The sequence below is a fragment of the Pseudomonas sp. KCJK8993 genome (assembly GCF_046230915.1).
Classification (GTDB): Bacteria; Pseudomonadota; Gammaproteobacteria; order Pseudomonadales; family Pseudomonadaceae; genus Aquipseudomonas; species Aquipseudomonas piscis.
In genome coordinates, this window is the sequence record NZ_JBJJLO010000016.1 from 61,804 (window position 1) to 78,111 (window position 16,308).

The 16,308-nt window shown below is 64.8% G+C and carries 20 protein-coding genes; 12 read left to right on the forward strand and 8 right to left on the reverse strand.

Going from position 1 to position 16,308, the window contains the following annotated elements:
- Positions 1-151: 151 nt before the first annotated feature.
- Complete coding sequence (locus tag ACK6AU_RS08090; protein WP_409298689.1) at positions 152-448, reverse strand: cyclic-phosphate processing receiver domain-containing protein; 297 nt, start codon at positions 446-448, stop codon at positions 152-154.
- On the reverse strand, positions 426-833 hold the full coding sequence (locus tag ACK6AU_RS08095) for a hypothetical protein (protein WP_409298691.1): 408 nt from the start codon (positions 831-833) through the stop codon (positions 426-428). The genes ACK6AU_RS08090 and ACK6AU_RS08095 overlap by 23 nt, the downstream gene beginning before the upstream one ends.
- 160 nt (positions 834-993) lie before the next feature.
- Here ACK6AU_RS08095 and ACK6AU_RS08100 point away from each other — a divergent pair, with 160 nt between their 5' ends.
- From ACK6AU_RS08100 to ACK6AU_RS08115, 4 genes are all read left to right on the forward strand, one after another.
- Entirely contained in the window at positions 994-1,635 is a 642-nt protein-coding gene (locus tag ACK6AU_RS08100) for a DUF4375 domain-containing protein (RefSeq protein ID WP_185700161.1), read from the forward strand.
- 8 nt (positions 1,636-1,643) lie between these two features.
- On the forward strand, positions 1,644-2,042 hold the full coding sequence (locus tag ACK6AU_RS08105; RefSeq protein WP_409298693.1) for a hypothetical protein: 399 nt from the start codon (positions 1,644-1,646) through the stop codon (positions 2,040-2,042).
- A 35-nt stretch (positions 2,043-2,077) separates the two neighbouring features.
- Positions 2,078-2,524, forward strand: a complete 447-nt coding sequence (locus ACK6AU_RS08110; protein ID WP_185700163.1) for an NUDIX hydrolase — start codon at positions 2,078-2,080, stop codon at positions 2,522-2,524.
- A gap of 132 nt (positions 2,525-2,656) precedes the next feature.
- Complete coding sequence (locus tag ACK6AU_RS08115; RefSeq protein ID WP_409298696.1) at positions 2,657-3,277, forward strand: cell wall hydrolase; 621 nt, start codon at positions 2,657-2,659, stop codon at positions 3,275-3,277.
- Positions 3,278-3,286: 9 nt separating this feature from the next.
- Here ACK6AU_RS08115 and ACK6AU_RS08120 read toward each other — a convergent pair whose 3' ends face one another.
- Positions 3,287-3,628: a hypothetical protein gene (locus ACK6AU_RS08120; RefSeq protein ID WP_185700165.1), complete on the reverse strand. Its 342-nt coding sequence runs from the start codon at positions 3,626-3,628 to the stop codon at positions 3,287-3,289.
- Positions 3,625-4,026: a GFA family protein gene (locus ACK6AU_RS08125; protein ID WP_185700166.1), complete on the reverse strand. Its 402-nt coding sequence runs from the start codon at positions 4,024-4,026 to the stop codon at positions 3,625-3,627. The genes ACK6AU_RS08120 and ACK6AU_RS08125 overlap by 4 nt, the downstream gene beginning before the upstream one ends.
- A gap of 274 nt (positions 4,027-4,300) precedes the next feature.
- On the opposite strand from ACK6AU_RS08125, the gene ACK6AU_RS08130 reads away from it, so the two are divergent.
- Complete coding sequence (locus ACK6AU_RS08130; protein WP_409298698.1) at positions 4,301-4,762, forward strand: methyltransferase family protein; 462 nt, start codon at positions 4,301-4,303, stop codon at positions 4,760-4,762.
- Positions 4,763-4,781: 19 nt separating this feature from the next.
- Here the strand turns inward: ACK6AU_RS08130 and ACK6AU_RS08135 are convergent, their stop codons facing one another.
- Positions 4,782-5,216 (reverse strand): hypothetical protein, encoded by a 435-nt coding sequence (locus tag ACK6AU_RS08135; protein WP_409298700.1) that lies wholly within the window; start codon positions 5,214-5,216, stop codon positions 4,782-4,784.
- A gap of 172 nt (positions 5,217-5,388) precedes the next feature.
- Between ACK6AU_RS08135 and ACK6AU_RS08140 the strand changes: the two genes are divergently transcribed.
- Positions 5,389-5,922, forward strand: a complete 534-nt coding sequence (locus ACK6AU_RS08140) for a DUF1993 family protein (protein WP_185700169.1) — start codon at positions 5,389-5,391, stop codon at positions 5,920-5,922.
- 20 nt (positions 5,923-5,942) lie between these two features.
- Here the strand turns inward: ACK6AU_RS08140 and yfcF are convergent, their stop codons facing one another.
- The gene (gene yfcF / locus ACK6AU_RS08145; protein WP_409298703.1) at positions 5,943-6,575 is read right to left on the reverse strand and encodes a glutathione transferase; all 633 of its coding nucleotides are present in this window, start codon (positions 6,573-6,575) and stop codon (positions 5,943-5,945) included.
- Positions 6,576-6,812: 237 nt separating this feature from the next.
- Between yfcF and ACK6AU_RS08150 the strand changes: the two genes are divergently transcribed.
- Positions 6,813-8,288, forward strand: a complete 1,476-nt coding sequence (locus tag ACK6AU_RS08150; protein WP_409298705.1) for a hypothetical protein — start codon at positions 6,813-6,815, stop codon at positions 8,286-8,288.
- Here ACK6AU_RS08150 and ACK6AU_RS08155 read toward each other — a convergent pair.
- Positions 8,273-9,259, reverse strand: coding sequence for a DMT family transporter (locus ACK6AU_RS08155; protein ID WP_409298707.1), 987 nt, complete (start codon positions 9,257-9,259; stop codon positions 8,273-8,275). The two genes, ACK6AU_RS08150 and ACK6AU_RS08155, sit on opposite strands and share 16 nt — an antisense overlap.
- Positions 9,260-9,414: 155 nt before the next feature.
- Here ACK6AU_RS08155 and gcvA point away from each other — a divergent pair, with 155 nt between their 5' ends.
- The 4 genes from gcvA (at position 9,415) to ACK6AU_RS08175 (ending at position 14,483) form a co-directional block, all read left to right on the forward strand.
- Positions 9,415-10,299, forward strand: a complete 885-nt coding sequence (gene gcvA, locus ACK6AU_RS08160; protein ID WP_409298709.1) for a transcriptional regulator GcvA — start codon at positions 9,415-9,417, stop codon at positions 10,297-10,299.
- Between the two features lie 170 nt (positions 10,300-10,469).
- Positions 10,470-10,799, forward strand: a complete 330-nt coding sequence (locus ACK6AU_RS08165) for a hypothetical protein (RefSeq protein WP_185700174.1) — start codon at positions 10,470-10,472, stop codon at positions 10,797-10,799.
- 128 nt (positions 10,800-10,927) lie between these two features.
- Positions 10,928-13,216: a 5-methyltetrahydropteroyltriglutamate--homocysteine S-methyltransferase gene (metE, locus tag ACK6AU_RS08170; protein WP_409298711.1), complete on the forward strand. Its 2,289-nt coding sequence runs from the start codon at positions 10,928-10,930 to the stop codon at positions 13,214-13,216.
- Positions 13,217-13,760: 544 nt separating this feature from the next.
- Positions 13,761-14,483, forward strand: coding sequence for a CPBP family intramembrane glutamic endopeptidase (locus ACK6AU_RS08175; protein WP_185700176.1), 723 nt, complete (start codon positions 13,761-13,763; stop codon positions 14,481-14,483).
- Between the two features lie 15 nt (positions 14,484-14,498).
- Here ACK6AU_RS08175 and ACK6AU_RS08180 read toward each other — a convergent pair whose 3' ends face one another.
- A complete protein-coding gene (locus tag ACK6AU_RS08180; RefSeq protein ID WP_409298714.1) occupies positions 14,499-15,395 on the reverse strand; it encodes a DMT family transporter in 897 nt (298 codons plus the stop codon).
- Between the two features lie 116 nt (positions 15,396-15,511).
- On the opposite strand from ACK6AU_RS08180, the gene ACK6AU_RS08185 reads away from it, so the two are divergent.
- A partial coding sequence (locus ACK6AU_RS08185; protein ID WP_409298716.1) for a PLP-dependent aminotransferase family protein occupies positions 15,512-16,308 on the forward strand: 797 nt, incomplete at its 3' end.

The following is a 16,308-nucleotide window of genomic DNA, read 5'->3' on the forward strand; positions in this document are numbered from 1 at the left end:
TGGTGGAACCCTGTCATGGCAGAGTCGACCGCTGGACCTGGGCAAGCGGCGCCCGCTGTGGTGGCGCTCATTGAGGCCTGGCGCCGCCCTGCGAGGGGCTGGGGGGAAGAGGTCCGTGGGGCTGTCGCTAGCGCCACTCAAGATCCTACGGTTACTGCCCGGCTGCCAGCCGCTGTATCGAGCGAACTCCGGCCTGCATCTTCTCCACGGCCGAGGCATTGGCCGAGTGCACCTGGATCCGTGGCGGGTGAAAACCCTGCAAGGCCACGGCTTCCTCGATCCACAGGATCACGTCGTAGCCAGTGCCGCGTTCGTCGTCGCCCAGGTCGTGGTCGAGGCTGATTTCGCTGACGCCACCGGCCTTGAGCAAGGCAATGACTTCGTTCGGCCAGTAGGCCCGCACCCAGCCTTCGGGCGTCTGGCGTTTATCGTCGAGGTAGATTTTCATCGGGCAGGGTGTCTCGGCTGGTTTCAGGTAGGGGGGCGTTGGCGTGCAGTACCAGGCTCAAGCAGCCATCGCCGAAAGCAGGTACATGACCCTGGCACCGGTCGATGAAGAACATCGCTCCCGGGGGTGTTTCCTGCGGCATCGAAAAGTGTGTCCAAAGGCGGTTCCTGGTGGCCTGGGTAAAATGGATGTACAGACTGTCCCCTTCGATGCGAATGCTGTCCCGGTGTCCACCGCAGTGCAGGATCAGGCTGACGAGTTGCGCAGGTTCGGGCTCCAGGGCAAAAGCCTGACGGCAGTCTTTGCGAATGGCGCGGGCTATGGCATTGAACTCGCCAGGACTGCCGTAGAGATGAAGTTCCTGGTCGATCAGTCTGGTGAACACTGCAAGCATCCTGGGTGCGGTCGTGTTTTATAGCGGTTCCAGGCCGCGCAAGCCAAGGGTATTTGCAGCCTATGCAGGGTGGCACCGTGCGGCGGATGGGTGTAGAAGCATCCCGGGGCAACCCCGTCTTTGATCGAAACCACTGCCAGGAAGGTCTGTCTTGTCCAACGCCAATCCCATCATCCACGTCGCTTTCGAAGCGGACCAACTCTGTCTCGGCTGGGCCGATGGCTTGCTGCTGCGCCAATCCCTCGGGCGTTATGGCCGCTTGCAGGAAGCCTCGGCGCAGCAGCGCCAGGCCTGGCGGATCGCGCCCCAGGGCAGCTCGGTGCTGTGGCCCGGGCTGGGCGAGCAGGGGCTGGTGATCGAGGGCGCGGACTGGATCTGGGAGCATGTGTGCGAGCAGTCCATGGCGCGCCTGCGGGCGCTGGACTGGGACCTGGAGCGCCTGCCTGAGCGGGACCAGGCCATCGTCGCCCTGTGGCGCCTGGAGGCCGATGGCTACAACGGTGGTTTCTTGCAGTTCTTCTGCAACTGGGGCGAGCGCAGCTACCAGTTGGCCCTGGACGCACTCCAGGCATTGGGCGCGACCCAGGCCAGGGCGGTGGTGGAACGCCAGCGGCAGACGATCGGCGATCTGCAGGCCCATCCACAGTTGGAGCGCCTGTGGGATATTCCCGAGCGGCTCAGCGATGAGCAGCATGAGCTGATCAGTGGCGAACTGGACGAGCAATTGTGGACGGCGCTGGAAGAAGTGCCGGCGCTGGCGGCCCGCCATTTCTACCCGCCGGCCTGCGAATGAGCGCGGTGGTGGCCCAGGACGATGGGCTGCAATTGTCCATTGCCGCCGAGAAGGGCGGCGCCTACCCCTTGCTTGACGTTGGCCTGCGGGGCAGCGGCTTCCAGGCCCATGTTCGTATCGTCCACGAACCCCTGGAGGGCTGTGTCGGGTTGGCCGAGTTTTTTCTGCAAGCGGCGCAAGCGTTGGCTGAGGAGCCGTTGCAATGGCGCTCGGCGTGCCTTGACCTGGCCTTGCAGGTGACGGCCGACGCCGACTGGCAGCCGTTGCGGATGCTCAAGGTCAGCCTGTGGTCGAACGCGGATGACGCCAGCGACTGGCACGTCAACGCCTCGCTGCTGCTCAGCCCGGAGCAATTGCGAAGGTTCGCCGGGGAGGTCCTGGCCGAGGTGTCGGTGCCCATGCTCTAATGCCGCGCTTTTTCCCCCGGTAAACGGATTTTCCCATGGCTGAACCGCGTATCCGCGCCCTGGCGCTTTGTGTCTTCCATCACCAGGGCAAGATCCTGGTCCATCAGTTCGACGACCCTCATCAGCAGCAGACGGTGTTCCGCCCGGTGGGTGGCGGCATCGAGTTCGGCGAGCGCAGCGACCAGGCCATCCGCCGCGAGGTGGAGGAAGAACTCGGCCTGTCCATCAGCCAGCTGCGCCTGCTGGGTACCCTGGAGAACCTGTTCACCTACCTGGGCCAGCCCGGGCACGAAATCGTCCAGGTGTATGACGCACGCTTCGACGATGCCAGTGTCTACTCCCGTGGCCAGTTGCACGGCGAGGAAACCAGCGGCATGGGCTTCACCGTCAGCTGGCACGACAGTTCGAGCTTCGGCCCGCAAGCGCCCCTGGTGCCCCAGGGCCTGGAGCAGTTGCTCAAGCAGGCCGGCTTGCTCGACTGAGCCGTCAACCGGGCGTTGTGCTGGTGCGGAATGTTTTACCCGTTCGATGGTCGATTCAGCATGATGGCTCCCGCCGACTTGCCAGCAACGCGATGGGGCGGGGTGGTTAAGGTTCACCAGGACGAATCGAGCATGTCCCTGAATGCCAGGATCATTTGTTGTTGCTTGCTGCCCTTGACTGTTTCAGCCTGGGCGGCCGAGTCGCCGGCGGTCCGGGCCGCTGCCGAGGACAAGGCCCAGGCCCTGGAGCAGAAGGCCGCGGACCAGCAAAGCCCGAAGACCGCGCCCCAGGCCGCTCCCTTGAGCAAGAGTGAAGCCCAGGCCGTCGATCCGGCGGGCCAGGCACCGCTGGACGATGCCCTGACTTGCCTGTCGCGGACCCTCTATTGGGAAGCCAAGGGCGGCGAGACCGAGGACATGGAGGCGGTGGCCGATGTAGTACTCAATCGCCTGGGCCACGAGGGGTTTCCCGGGACGGTGTGCGAGGTGGTCAAGCAGGGTTCGCAGAAGAGCCCTTGCCAGTTCTCCTGGTGGTGCGATGGCCGTCCGGACCAGGTGGAAGAAGAGCAGCGCTACAGCGTTGCCAAGGAGATTGCCCGCAAGGCCCTGAACCAGCAGCTCAAGGACCGCACCGGCGGTGCGCTGTACTTTCACGATCGCAGTGCTTCGCCGGATTGGGCCCGGGCCTACATCAAGACCGTCGAGATCGGCAGCTTCCTGTTCTACCGGCCCAAGGATCTGGCGGCCCGCTAGCGCACGGCGCTAGGGCGTTGCCAGGTGCTGGCGCTGCCAGCGCTTGGCCAGTGCTCCGAGGCGCTGGCCGACGGACTGCTCGAAGACTTTCCCATGCACCCGCTCCAGCAGCCTTGTGCAGAGCCCGTGGTCGAGGGGAAACCCTTGGTCCAGCCACTGGGCCGCACACCGTGGCCAGTAGGGCGAGCCGGAGCCCAGGGCGGTGAGCAGCAGTTCGCGCAGCGATAGCGACTCGGGCAGCGGTGCATCGATCTTCAGCTCGGCCACTGCGCCGGGCAGGTCGGCCATGACCCTGGACCAGGGACGCTCTAGCAGCGGCAGCAGCCAGACATAGCTGAATTCCCGGGTCATGGTTGCTGGGGGAATTGATCGGTGATGGTGTGCCAGTCGGCTTTCGTGGCCACGCAGTGGTGCTTCTGCCGTGGCGCGGCGAAGGTGGTGTCCAGGGTGGCGATGGCGATCGACAGCCAATCGGCGAACTGGCCCCCGGCGTTGTGCCAGAACAGTGAAGAGCCGCATTGTCCACAGAATTGGCGCAGCACCCCGGGCGAGGACTCGTAGGCCTTGAGCGCAGCGCCTGGGTCGTCGATGGCGAGGTGGGCGCGCAGGGTGCTGGCGTAGGTGGCGAAGGCGGCGCCATGGCCCTTGCGGCACTTGCGGCAATGACAGTGGGTAACGGCCTTGAGTTCGCCGTGGACCTGGTAGCTCACGGCGCCGCACAGGCAACTGCCTCGATGGGGGATGGGCATGTTCATCTCTTGCTTGAAGGGGAAGGGCCCTGGGGCCGGTACTGTCATGGCAGGCAAGGTCTTGCTGGAGCCCGTTGCCTGGCAGTCCCCGCGCCGTGGGGAGCGACATAGTGATCCAGGCACTCCATCGCCTCAACCCCCTCGGCCCATTCTGGTATCGGTGCCGCAGGGGCGCTGCTCCAGCTTCAAGGCAGGTCCAGGCATTCTAACCGGGCTCACTGACGGATAATCTGTAGGCATCGGCCGCAGGCTCAGGGTGAAGGGAGGGACAAACATGCAGGGACTGGAACATCGCATTCCACCACCGGCGATCGCACTGCTGTGCGCGCTGCTCATGGGGCTTGTGGCCTGGGGGACGCCGGGGCTGGAACTGGGCCGCGGACTACGCCTGGCCTTGGCCTTGCCCCTGGTGTGCGCCGGCGTAGGGGTGGCGCTCGCCGGCGTGGTGTCGTTTCGCCGGGCCAGGACCACGGTCAATCCGCTCAAGCCGGGGAATGTCTCGGCGCTGGTCACCTCGGGCATCTACCGCTACACCCGCAACCCGATGTACGCAGGCTTCGCCCTGTGCCTGCTGGCCTGGGGCCTGTACCTGGCCAACCCCCTGGCGCTGCTGGGCGTACCGGGGTTCGTGCTGTACATGAACCGCTGGCAGATCGGCCCCGAGGAGCGTGCCCTGGGGCAGTTGTTCGGCAGCGATTTCACGACCTACCAGCAGCAGGTGCGCCGCTGGCTGTGAACGTACGTGCAGGGTGGGTTTAGGCGGCCTGGACCTGCAGTTGCAACTGGCCGTCGACGTCCCGGGCCAGGCCGCTGGCCAGGAACAACGGCACCAGGCGCTGGTGCAGTTGCGGTTCGACGAACTCCTTGACGGTGGCCAGTTCCAGTTTGCCAGGCACCAGTAGCTCGGCCTTGGTGTAGGACAGCCAGGCCTTCTTCAAGGCTTGCAGCGCATCGCTGCCGGCGGTGGAGGCAAGGCGGCGGCTGGCCACCTGGCCGGAAAACTCGAAGCTGTGGCGGTATTCGTAGCCGCTCTCGTCGCCCTGGCTGGCCACGCAGCGGCCGCAGGCACAGGGGCCGTCGGCGAAGGCGGCGCGCAGGTAGGCGTTGAACTCGACGATGGGCTTGAGGCTAAGGCGCTTGTCGACTTCGAACAGGTCCCCGGTCATTGTTGCTTCACTGCTCAAGGTCATTTTCCTCATTGGCTGGCGGTGTATTTCTCAAGGGGCGCACCATAACAGCCCGATCGGCGCACGGGTACCTTTGTCACCGGTCGGCCCGTCGAACCCGGCCTGGTCACCTGCTAGGCTGCAAGCCTTGTGATCATCGTGCGCCCAGGCGCACCCCGAGTCTGAGAGGAAGCCCATGTCGATTTATGCTGTGACCGTCACCTGTTTCGCCCAGATGCTGCATACCCTGGAGACCCTGCTGGACAAGGGCGAGGAGCATGCCCGGAGGTTGGGTTTCGACCCGCAGAACCTGCTGGATGCGCGCCTGGCCCCGGATATGTACGATCTGGCGGCGCAGGTGCGCTTTACCTGTACCCAGGCCCGGGAAGCGGTGGAGCGCCTGAGCGGTCAGGCGGTCAGCACACTGCCGACGCCGGCCAACATGGCCGAGGCCAAGGCACTGATCCGCCAGACCCTGGCGTTTCTCGCCGCTGCCGATGGCCGATTGATCGATGACAGCGGTGCGCGGGCCGTGGCTATCGAACTGCCCAATGCCATCGCCTTCGACATGACTGGCGAGGAGTACGCGCGCAACTGGGCCACGCCACAGTTCTATTTCCACCTGGTCACCGCCTACAACATCCTGCGCCACAACGGTGTGCCGCTGGGCAAGGCCGAGTACGCGCAACACATGTTCGCCTACCTGCGCCAGGCCCCGGTCGCCGGCTGAGCCGTGACCTTGACCAGCGCCTACAGCGCTGGGCGCTGCAACTGCACCCATTCCTGCACTGCCGGGCGCTGCCATTGGCGCTGGGCGTAGTCCACCAGGCTCGCCGGTACCGGGTCGCCGTTGAGCACCAGGCGGTTAAGCATCAGCGCCAGGTCGACATCGGCGATGGACCAGGTGTCGAACAGGTACTGGCGTCCGTCCTCCAGCAGCGCCTGCGCCGCATCGATCAGCTTGGCCGCCGCCACCTGGGCCTGGGCCGATAGCGGCTCGCCGCGCTGGCCGTAGAACACCACCAGGGTCGAGCGCTCCTGGCGGATCGGTAGCAGGTCGCTGCGCAGCCAGGCCTGTACCTGGCGGGCCTTGGCCCGTTGGCGTGGCGTCTTGGGATAGACCGGGACCTGGGGGAACAGCTCTTCCAGGTATTCGGTGATGGCCGAGGATTCGGACAGCGCGAACCCTTCATGGACCAGGGTCGGTACTCGTTGGGTCTGGGACAGCCGGGCATAGTCCTGGCTGCGGTTCTGTTCGGCGTCGAGGTCCAGCGGGAGCATTTCGAAATCGATGCCTTTCTCCCGTAGCGCCACGAATACGGACATGGCATAGGGGCTGGTGAACTGGGCATCGACGTACAGGCGCGGGCGGGAAGCGGTCACGGCATGATCTCCAAGGGGGAGCGGACACGCTAAGAGATCGCGGGCGAGAAATACAATGCAGGATTTTCATGGGCGTATTCCTTGCTGGAATACTGCATGTGCCTGTGGCCTGGCCGATGCCGATGCCGATGCCGATGCCGATGCCGTCACGGCGGCAACCCGGATGTGCAAAGCCATTTACTCGCGGCGATGGACATGGGAAAAAGCCCCCCTCGTTTCCATGGACCCGGACCTACCATGCTTCGCTCGAAATTCTTGCTCTCCCTACCGGCCCTGCTCGTTGGTGGTGCCTTGCTCTGGTACATGTGGATGCTCACGAGCGCCAAGTTCGAGTGGGGTGGCTCCAGCCCCGACCAGCAGACCCTGGGCCAGGTGCAGCACATCGAGCAACGGGCCATGGAGCAGTATTGCACCGGCGTGCTCAAGACTCCGCGAGGCACCTGGCTGGTGGGGCGCATGGAAGGTGGTTCGCGGGAGCTGGAATTGCCGGCCACGGCCATGGACCTGGATGCCCTGGTCTATGGCAAGCCGACGGCGGACAAAGAACCGGGCGAGGTGCGCTCGTTCTTCGGTTATGGCCTGGGGCGCGAGCCGCAGGTTACTTATGTTTCCCGCCTGGACGATAAGGGGCAGTTCCAACTGGTCGCCCGTGTCGGTGAGGCCGCGTGCCTGGTGGCCAGCCCTGATGGAGCGACGCTGTTCTTGCTGACGGGCTTGGACCGGCCAGAGGGCGCGGCTGTCAGCGATCCGCTCAGCCAGAAGGTGGTCCTGCGTAGCGACGACCAGGGGCAGAGCTGGAAGTGGCTGCCCCAGGGATTGTTTCCCAAGGCGAACAGCGTGGCCTGGAACCTCAAGCCCTATTTCCATGGGCGGGACGAGATCTGGGCCTGGACCAGCCCCCAGGCTGGCGGTGATGCTGAAGACGACGTCAGCCCAATGTCCAGCGGGGTGTTCTACTCCGCTGACCGTGGTGCCAGCAGCCAGGAGATCTTCAGTGATGCGCCGTTGCTGGTGGACAGTGCCTATGCCAGCGAGCACAGCGGCGAATCGGGCGCATGGAACGACGAGCCGGGCTCGAACGGCGAGGTCAAGAGCCATGTCACTCAGTTGGACCAGCAGCACGCGGTGATCTGGATTTCCCAACGTTTCATGACCCAGGATCCGCAGCACGAGGAACGCAACCTGGTGTTCAACGTCACCACCCGCGCGCGCCTGCAACGCCAGGCCGGGCCATGGCGAGTGGTGGCGGTGGAACGAGAGGATGGGCCGTTCATCGATGAACTGGTGGAAAGCCCGGATGGCCAGGTCATCGCGCTGCTCGAACCGAGCGGTAACGGGCCGACGCAGGTTGCCCAATTGGATCGCCAGCAACTGAGCTGGCAGATGCAGGGGGAGCTGCCCAGTGTGTTTGCGCCGCTGTCGTCTTCCAGCGGGCTGCGCGAGAGCAACTTCTGGGCCGGACGTGGCGCCCTGGTGATCAACACCCACAGCCGCCACCATCCACCGCGCTGGCTGTACTGGGGCGGGGAGGCGACGGTCTCCGCCGAAGGTGTTTTCTACTCCATGGATTGGGGGCGTTCCTGGCGGCAACTGGCCGTGGATGGCTACCTGGGGAGCCTGGGCTTCGATGCTGTCCAGGATCGCTTGTTCTGGGCCAAGGGCAACTGGTACGACAGCCATGACCTGGGCGTGTACTCCTACGGGCTGAAATGAGAACAGCGCCCATAAATATCCTTGCCGAGAAAGCTCTCGCGATCCGTGGTTTTTTTCTTTGCTCGTGCCAGGCGCTTGAACAGGCGACCGTCGATGGCTGCCAGGCCCAGTGCGATCAGGGCCATGCCCAGCAAGTGCTTGGCCTGCAGCCGTTCACCGAGCATCAGGGCGCCGAGGACGATGGCACTGATGGGAATCAGGAAGGTCACCAGCATCAGGTTGGTGGCTCCGGAGCTGGATAGAATCCGGAAGAACAGCACGTAGGCCAGGGCCGTGGACAGCAACGCGATCCCCAGTAATGCCGCCCAGACCGGCAGGCTCGGCAACTCCAGGGTCCAGGGACGGTCCAGCAACAGTGCCAGGGGTGTCAGCAGCAGGCTGGAAGCGCAGACCTGACCGGTAGCGCTCGGCAATGGGGCGATGCCCATGGTCTTGAAGCGCCGACCGAAAATACCTGCCAAGGCGTATGACAAGGCCGCACCCAGTATGGCCAGCTGTGCGGCCAGCTGCTCGCCCAGGCCAGCCAGGGCATCGGTGCCGATCATGATCGCCACGCCGATGAAACCCAGCACCACACCTGCCAGCTTGTTGCTGGTGATCTTTTCATCAAGGGTCAGTCGATGCGCCACCAGTACGGCGAACAGCGGCGTGGTGGCGTTGAGAATGGCTGCCAGGCTGCTGGCGATATGGGTTTGGCCCCAGACGATCAGGCTGAAGGGAATCAGGTTGTTCAGCAACCCCATGCCGAAGAAGGCCAGCCAGGCCTGGCGCCCTCGTGGCAATGCCAGGCCCATGATTCGCAGCAGGACCAGCAAGGCGATGGCCGCCAGGCCCAGGCGCAGCATGACGATGGTCAACGGCGGTAGTTCCTTGACCGCGACACCGATGAAGAAAAACGAACCGCCCCAGAGTAGGGACAGCGTCAGCAACTGGCCCCACTGCGAGGCCCCCATCAGGTTTTGCGTGCCCATGTCATGAGCTCCCTTGACCGGTCGATGATTTAGTTTTGTTCGCCTTTCGGTGCAATGGCCTGCGCACTTGCAAGCCTGTTTGATCGAATTATTCTGGGAGCTGCTGATGCTGGCAAACGAGCATTTTTCGTCAGATGGTTAAGGAGAACTGAATCATGGGCGCAACCTTGCCATCCCTGGGGGCCTTGCGTGCATTCGAAGCCACGGCGCGGCACCTGAGCGTGACCCTGGCAGCAGGCGAGCTGAACGTGACTCCCGGGGCCGTGAGCTTGCAGCTCAAGGAGCTGGAGGCGGCGCTGGGCGTGCCGCTGTTCGTACGCCGGCCTCGGCGTCTGGTCCTGACGGCGTCGGGCGAGGAGTACTTCGCGACCTTGCGCACGGCTTTTCGCATGATTCGCCAAGCCACTGCCGAAGTGGTGGCGCGTGCGCGGCTGGAAGTCCTGGTGCTCAGTTGCACGCCGAGTTTCGCTGCGCAATGGCTGGTGCCGCGCCTGGGGCGTTTCGAGGCCCAGGTGTCTGGAGTCGATGTGCGGATCAGTGCCTGCAACCGGGTCCTGGATCTGGCACGAGAGGGCATCGACCTGGCGGTTCGGCATGGTTTTGGACGTTATGACGGGTTGCTCAGCGAGCGCTTGCTCGACGATGAGCTGGTTCCGGTGTGCAGCCCGAAATTGCTGGACCAGGATGCGGGTCTGGCGTTGTCCGCCCTGGCCGACCTGGACCTGCTGCATGATGAGCACCGCCATGATTGGCGCCTGTGGCTGGAGGCCGCAGGAGCCTCGGCGCTGGGGGAGCGCCAGGGGCGGGTGTTTGTCGACAGCAACGGTGCCATCGAAGCGGCCAAGGCTGGTTTGGGCGTGGCCCTGGTACGGCGTTCGCTGGTGGCGCGGGAACTGGCCGAAGGGGTGTTGGTGGCGCCCATGGAACAAGGTATCGCCAGCGACCTGGCCTATTACCTGGTGTATCCGCCTACTGCCCTGGAACGCCCGGCCATAGCGGCGCTACGTGAGTGGCTGCTGGTCGAGGCCGGCCTGCGATGAACCTGGGGCCCGATTGCCGGTGTTCCAGCCATGCCCGGCACAGTTGCATCACCCCGGGTGGCCAGCATGAGCAGGCACTTTGCCTTGATGGATAAGGTGCCGTGCTGGCCCCGTGTATTCCGAAAGGCCGGCAAAATCGCTTTATTTTCAGGTGGTTAGGTGAGCTTTATATGCGCCATATGTTGATCGCGATGACTTCCTTTGCCTTGCTGGGAGGGGCTGCCGCAGCCCAGGCCAGGGATTTGCAAGCCAATGACCGGTATGTCTGCAGCTGGGGCGCAGGCACGGCGGCCAGGGCCCAGGAACTGAAACTGGCGGGGGTGTCGCGGTATGCGGCGCGGCAGAAGATCCAGGTCTACAAGTTCAGCAAGGGCTGGATGCGCATGATGGCCCTGGGCATCACCGAGCAGACCTACGACAGCCCGTCACGGCTGCGTCCCGACGCCTTGCGCAAGAGCTTCTACGACGACTGCGTGCGCTACAAGCTGGCCCGGCGCTGAGCCCGAGAGGGACACCATGCAAGGATGATCATGAATAAAACTTGTGGTCATCAGGATTAAAATGAGTTTGTCTCAATCGGTCGCTGCTACCGACAATGGCTGCCATTCACACAATGGAGTTGTCTGTCATGGCTTTGGCTCATTCCCTCGGATTTCCGCGCATTGGCCGCGACCGCGAACTGAAAAAGGCCCAGGAAGCGTTCTGGAAGGGCGAACTCGATGAAGCCGGCTTGCGCGCCGTTGGCCGTGAGTTGCGCCGGGCGCACTGGGCGTTGCAAAAAGACGCCGGCATCGAACTGCTGCCGGTGGGCGACTTCGCCTGGTACGACCAGGTCCTGACCCATTCCCTGATGTTCGGCGTGATCCCCGAGCGCTTTCGCCCGCAGAGCGGGCCGGCCACTCTGCAGACCCTGTTCGGCATGGCTCGTGGTGTCAGCGACCACCGCTGCGGCGGTGCCCATGCCCAGGAGATGACCAAGTGGTTCGACACCAACTACCACTACCTGGTCCCGGAGTTCAGCGCCGACCAGCAGTTCCAGCTGGGCTGGGAGCAGTTGTTCGAAGAGGTCGAGGAAGCCCGGGCCCTGGGTCACCAGGTCAAGCCGGTGGTGCTTGGCCCGCTGACCTACCTGTGGCTGGGCAAGGCCAAGGGCGCCGAGTTCGACAAGCTGGAGCTGCTGGAGCGCCTGCTGCCGTTGTACGGGCAGATCTTCCAGCGCCTGGCGGCGCAAGGCGTGGAGTGGGTGCAGATCGATGAGCCGATCCTGGTGCTGGACCTGCCGCAAGAATGGAAGAATGCCTTCGAGCGTGCCTATAACCTGATCCAGCGCGATCCCCTGAAGAAGCTGATCGCCACCTACTTCGGGGGGCTGGAGGAGAATCTCGGCCTGGCCGCCAACCTGCCGGTGGACGGCCTGCATATCGACCTGGTGCGCGCCCCGGATCAGTACCCGGCCATTCTCGATCGCTTGCCGGCCTACAAGGTGCTGTCGCTGGGGCTGGTCAACGGTCGCAACGTCTGGCGCTGTGACCTGGAGAAGGCCCTGGCGACCCTGCGCCATGCCCATGAGCGGGTCGGCGAGCGGTTGTGGGTGGCGCCTTCGTGCTCCCTGTTGCACAGCCCGGTGGACCTGGCCCGGGAAGACCAGCTCGATGCCGAGCTCAAGGGCTGGCTGGCCTTCGCCGTGCAGAAGTGCGAGGAAGTGGCGCTGCTGGCCCAGGCGGTCGACCATCCAGAGGCACCGCAGGTGCTCCAGGCCCTAGAGCGGAGCCGGGCGATCCAGATCGGCCGGGCCGCCTCGCCGCGCATCCACAAGCCGGCAGTACAAGCGCGGGCGGCGGCGATCACCGCCCGTGACAGCCAGCGCCAGTCGCCATTCGCCCAGCGCATCGCCAAGCAGCGCGCCGGCCTGGACCTGCCATTGTTCCCCACCACCACCATCGGTTCGTTCCCGCAGACGGCGTCCATTCGCCTGGCGCGCCAGTCGTTCAAGCAGGGCAAGCTGAGCGCCGCCGCATACACCGAGGCGATGCAGAGCGAGATTCGCCACGCGGTGCAGGTGCAGGAACGCCTGGGCCTGGATGTACTGGTGCACGGCGAGGCCGAGCGCAACGACATGGTGGAGTACTTCGCCGAGCAACTGGACGGCTACCTGTTCACCCGTTTCGGCTGGGTACAGAGCTACGGTTCGCGCTGCGTCAAGCCGGCGGTGATCTTCGGTGACCTGAGCCGGCCGCGGGCCATGACCGTGGAGTGGATCCGCTACGCCCAGGGCCTGACCGACAAGGTGCTCAAGGGCATGCTCACGGGCCCGGTGACCATGCTGATGTGGTCCTTTCCCCGGGAGGACGTGTCCCGCGAGGTCCAGGCCCGGCAACTGGCCCTGGCCATCCGTGACGAAGTACTGGACCTGGAAGCCGCGGGTATTCGTATCGTGCAGATCGACGAAGCGGCGTTCCGCGAAGGCCTGCCGCTGCGCCGGGCGCAATGGCAGCATTACCTGGATTGGGCCACCGAGGTGTTCCGCCTGTGCGCCTCCGGGGTGCGTGACGAAACCCAGATCCACACCCACATGTGCTACAGCGAGTTCAACGATGTGATCGAGTCCATCGCGGCCATGGACGCCGACGTGATCACCATCGAGACCTCGCGTTCGGACATGGAGCTGCTGGAGGCCTTCGAAGCCTTCGCCTATCCGAACGAAATCGGCCCGGGGGTCTACGACATCCATTCGCCACGGGTGCCGGACGCCTCGGAAATGGCCAACCTGTTGCGCAAGGCGGCCAAGCGTATTCCTGCCGAGCGCTTGTGGGTCAACCCGGACTGTGGCCTGAAAACCCGTGGCTGGGCGGAAACCGAAGCGGCCCTGGTGCACATGGTTGCCGCTGCCCGCCAGTTGCGCAGGGAACTGGCCTGACCGTCGTTTGCTCGGCCTTTTTTGCCGGGGCCCCCAATGGGGTTCCGGCTTTTTTGTGCCCACTGAAAGAGCAGGGCCGGGTAACGACGCTTGGCGTAACCGGGCATCTGATCCGTATTTTTCTGGTTTATCTGCATCTGTTATCAGCACAGCCGAGCTTGGAAAATGGCGCACCCGCCCGGCCCCTGGCTGGAGAGCGGGCCCGCTGCACCCTAATATTCAGGAGGTCCGATGACCAAGATGGCGTTGTTCTTGTTTGGGTTTCTGGTCTTGACCATCACTATCGGTGCGCTTGCCACTATCTCCCCGACCTGAAGCCGGGTCGCCCCAGGCCGCGGTGGCTCGCTTCACGGCGTGCTGCCGTTGCAGCCTCTGATTGCTCCATTGATCCATCGCTTGCGTTGAATGGCGTTCATCCGCCTTGGGCGTTGCGCCATGGCGCCGAATTGCGCCACCCTGGCGCACCCTCATTGCAATGGATTGCCGACATGAACCCCATCCTTTCCTTCTCCTGCCAGCTACGGTCGTTTGCCGGAGCCGGGCGATGAGCGCTGCCCTGGCGTTGCTCGGCAATTACCTGCTGTACCTGTTGCCGGGCCTGGTGCTGTATGCGCTGTGGTTCGGCCTGACTCCCAGGCATCTGGTGGGGCTGCGTATCGCCATCCTGCTGCTGGGGTTCGTGCTGCTGCGGGACGTGATGACGCCGTTGCGCTTGTGGTCCCTGGGCGCTGGCGCGCAGCTCGGCTTCATCGCCAACCCGATGGTGTTGGCGGGCCTGGGCCTGCTGTCGTTGGCGACGCTCGCCTGCCTGGCGAGCGTCGCTGCGGAACTCTGGAAACTGGTGGTCTGGGAGCGTCGCGGGTGGCCGTCGGGCCTCGCCCTGGGGCTGCTCGGCGGTCTCGTGCTGGGCTTGCCGTTGCGCCTCTATGCCGGGATCGACCTGGACCAGGCCAGCGGCTCCTGGTTGCTGGGCATGGCGCTGTTGGCCCTGGGCGGCAATGCCCTGGAAGAAGTGCTGTTCCGTGGCCTGTTGCAGGGGTATCTGGAGGAGTATTGCGCCCCCTGGCGGGCGGCCTGGCTCAGCGCCCTGGCATTCGCTGCCTGCCATGCCTTCCTGGCTTTCAGCGTTACCCGCGCCGGTTGGCCGGTGTTGCTGTTCACTCTGCTGGAAGGCGTGATCTGCGCCGGCTTGCGCTTGCGGCATGGGGTGCTGGCGGCGATCGCCGCCCACGCCACGGTGATCTGGTTGATCGCCGTGCCGATGTGAGCGGCGCCAGGTGGGCTATTGGGAGAACTTGCGCGCGCCGACGACGCAGAGGATCACGGCAATCGTCACCCCGAGCATGCCCAGGCTGACCTGTTCATGCAGCAGGCCGGCGGCCAGGCCAAGGCCGAAGAAGGGCTGCAGCAACTGCAACTGGCCGACGGCGGCGATCCCGCCCTGGGCCAGCCCGCGATACCAGAACACAAAGCCGATCAGCATGCTGAACAGCGAGACATAGGCCAGGCTGGTCCAGGCCGGCAGGCTGATGCCGCTGAAGGTGGCAGGCAGGGTGAACAGGGTCAGGACGATCATCAGCGGCAGCGACAATACCAGCGCCCAGGAAATCACCTGCCAGCCACCCAGGGTGCGCGACAGCTTGGCGCCCTCTGCGTAGCCCAGGCCACAGACCAGCACTGACAGCAGCATCAGCAAATCGCCCTGGGGCGAAGCCGTCAGGCCCTGGGCGAAGGCATAACCCATCACCAGCAAGCTGCCCAGGATCGAGAACAGCCAGAACACCGGGCGTGGCCGCTCGCCGCCACGGATCACCCCGAACACCGCGGTGGCCAGCGGCAGCAGGCCGAGGAACACGATGGAGTGGGCCGAGGTCACGTACTGCAGGGCCAGGGCGGTCAGCAGCGGGAAACCCAGGACCACGCCCAGGGCGACGACCGCCAGGGGCAGCAGTTGCTGCTTGTTCGGGCGCCGTTCCTTGAACAGCAGCAGGATCGCCAGGGCCAGTATCCCGGCGATGGTGGCGCGGGCGACGGTGAGGAACAGCGGATCGAACTCGGCGACCGCGACCCGGGTCGCCGGCAGCGAGCCGCTGAAGATCAGCACGCCGAGAAAGCCGTTGAGCCAACCGCTGGAGGTTTTCTCCAGCACGGGGGATTGCAGGTTCGATGTCCGTTCCATTGAGGGAATCTCGCTTGAAGTGGCAAATTCAGGCCGGCATTGCGCCAGCCTTGCGTCGGATCCATCCTAGGATCGAGAATCAGCACAATCAAAAAATTGTCATGGATACAGCGCCTATGGCCCGTGCTCGCTACAAGCAATTGGTCGACGCCTTCGCTAGCGATATCCGCAGTGGCGTGCTGGCTCCCGGCACCCGCCTGCCGACCCATCGCGAGCTGGCGGCGAGGGAAGGCCTGGCCCTGGTCACCGCATCCAGGGTGTATGCCGAACTGGAGGCCATGGGCCTGGTCAGCGGTGAAACCGGGCGCGGCACCTTCGTCCGCGAGACTGCCTTGCCACCAGCGCAGGGTGTGGACCAGCTGGCCACGGCCACCGGCACCCTGGACCTGAACTTCAACTACCCATCCTTGCCCGGCCAGGCCGAGCTGCTGCGCGGCGCCTTGCGCCAGTTGGCCTCCAGTGGCGATCTGGAGGCCTTGTTGCGCTACCAGCCCCATGCCGGGCGTCCCCATGAGCGGGCCGTGGTGGCGCGCTACTTGGCCAGCCATGGGCTGGCGGTGGAGAGCGAGCAAGTACTGATGGTCAGCGGTGCCCAGCATGGCTTGGCGGTTGCCGCCATGGCGTTGCTCAAGCCCGGCGACGTGGTGGCCACCGATGCCTTGACCTACCCGGGCTTCAAGGTGGTGGCGGACGCCCATGGCCTGGAATTGCTGGCCATTCCCCTGACGCCGCAGGGGCCGGATCTCGCGGCCTTCGAGCGCCTGTGCCGGCAGCGGCGGGTGCGGGCGGTGTATGCCATGCCGACCTTGCACAATCCCATGGGCTGGGTCCTGGACCTGGCCTGGCGCCGGCGCCTGGTGGCGATCGCCCGGGAGCAGCGGCTGCTGATCATCGAGGATGGAGCCTACGCGTT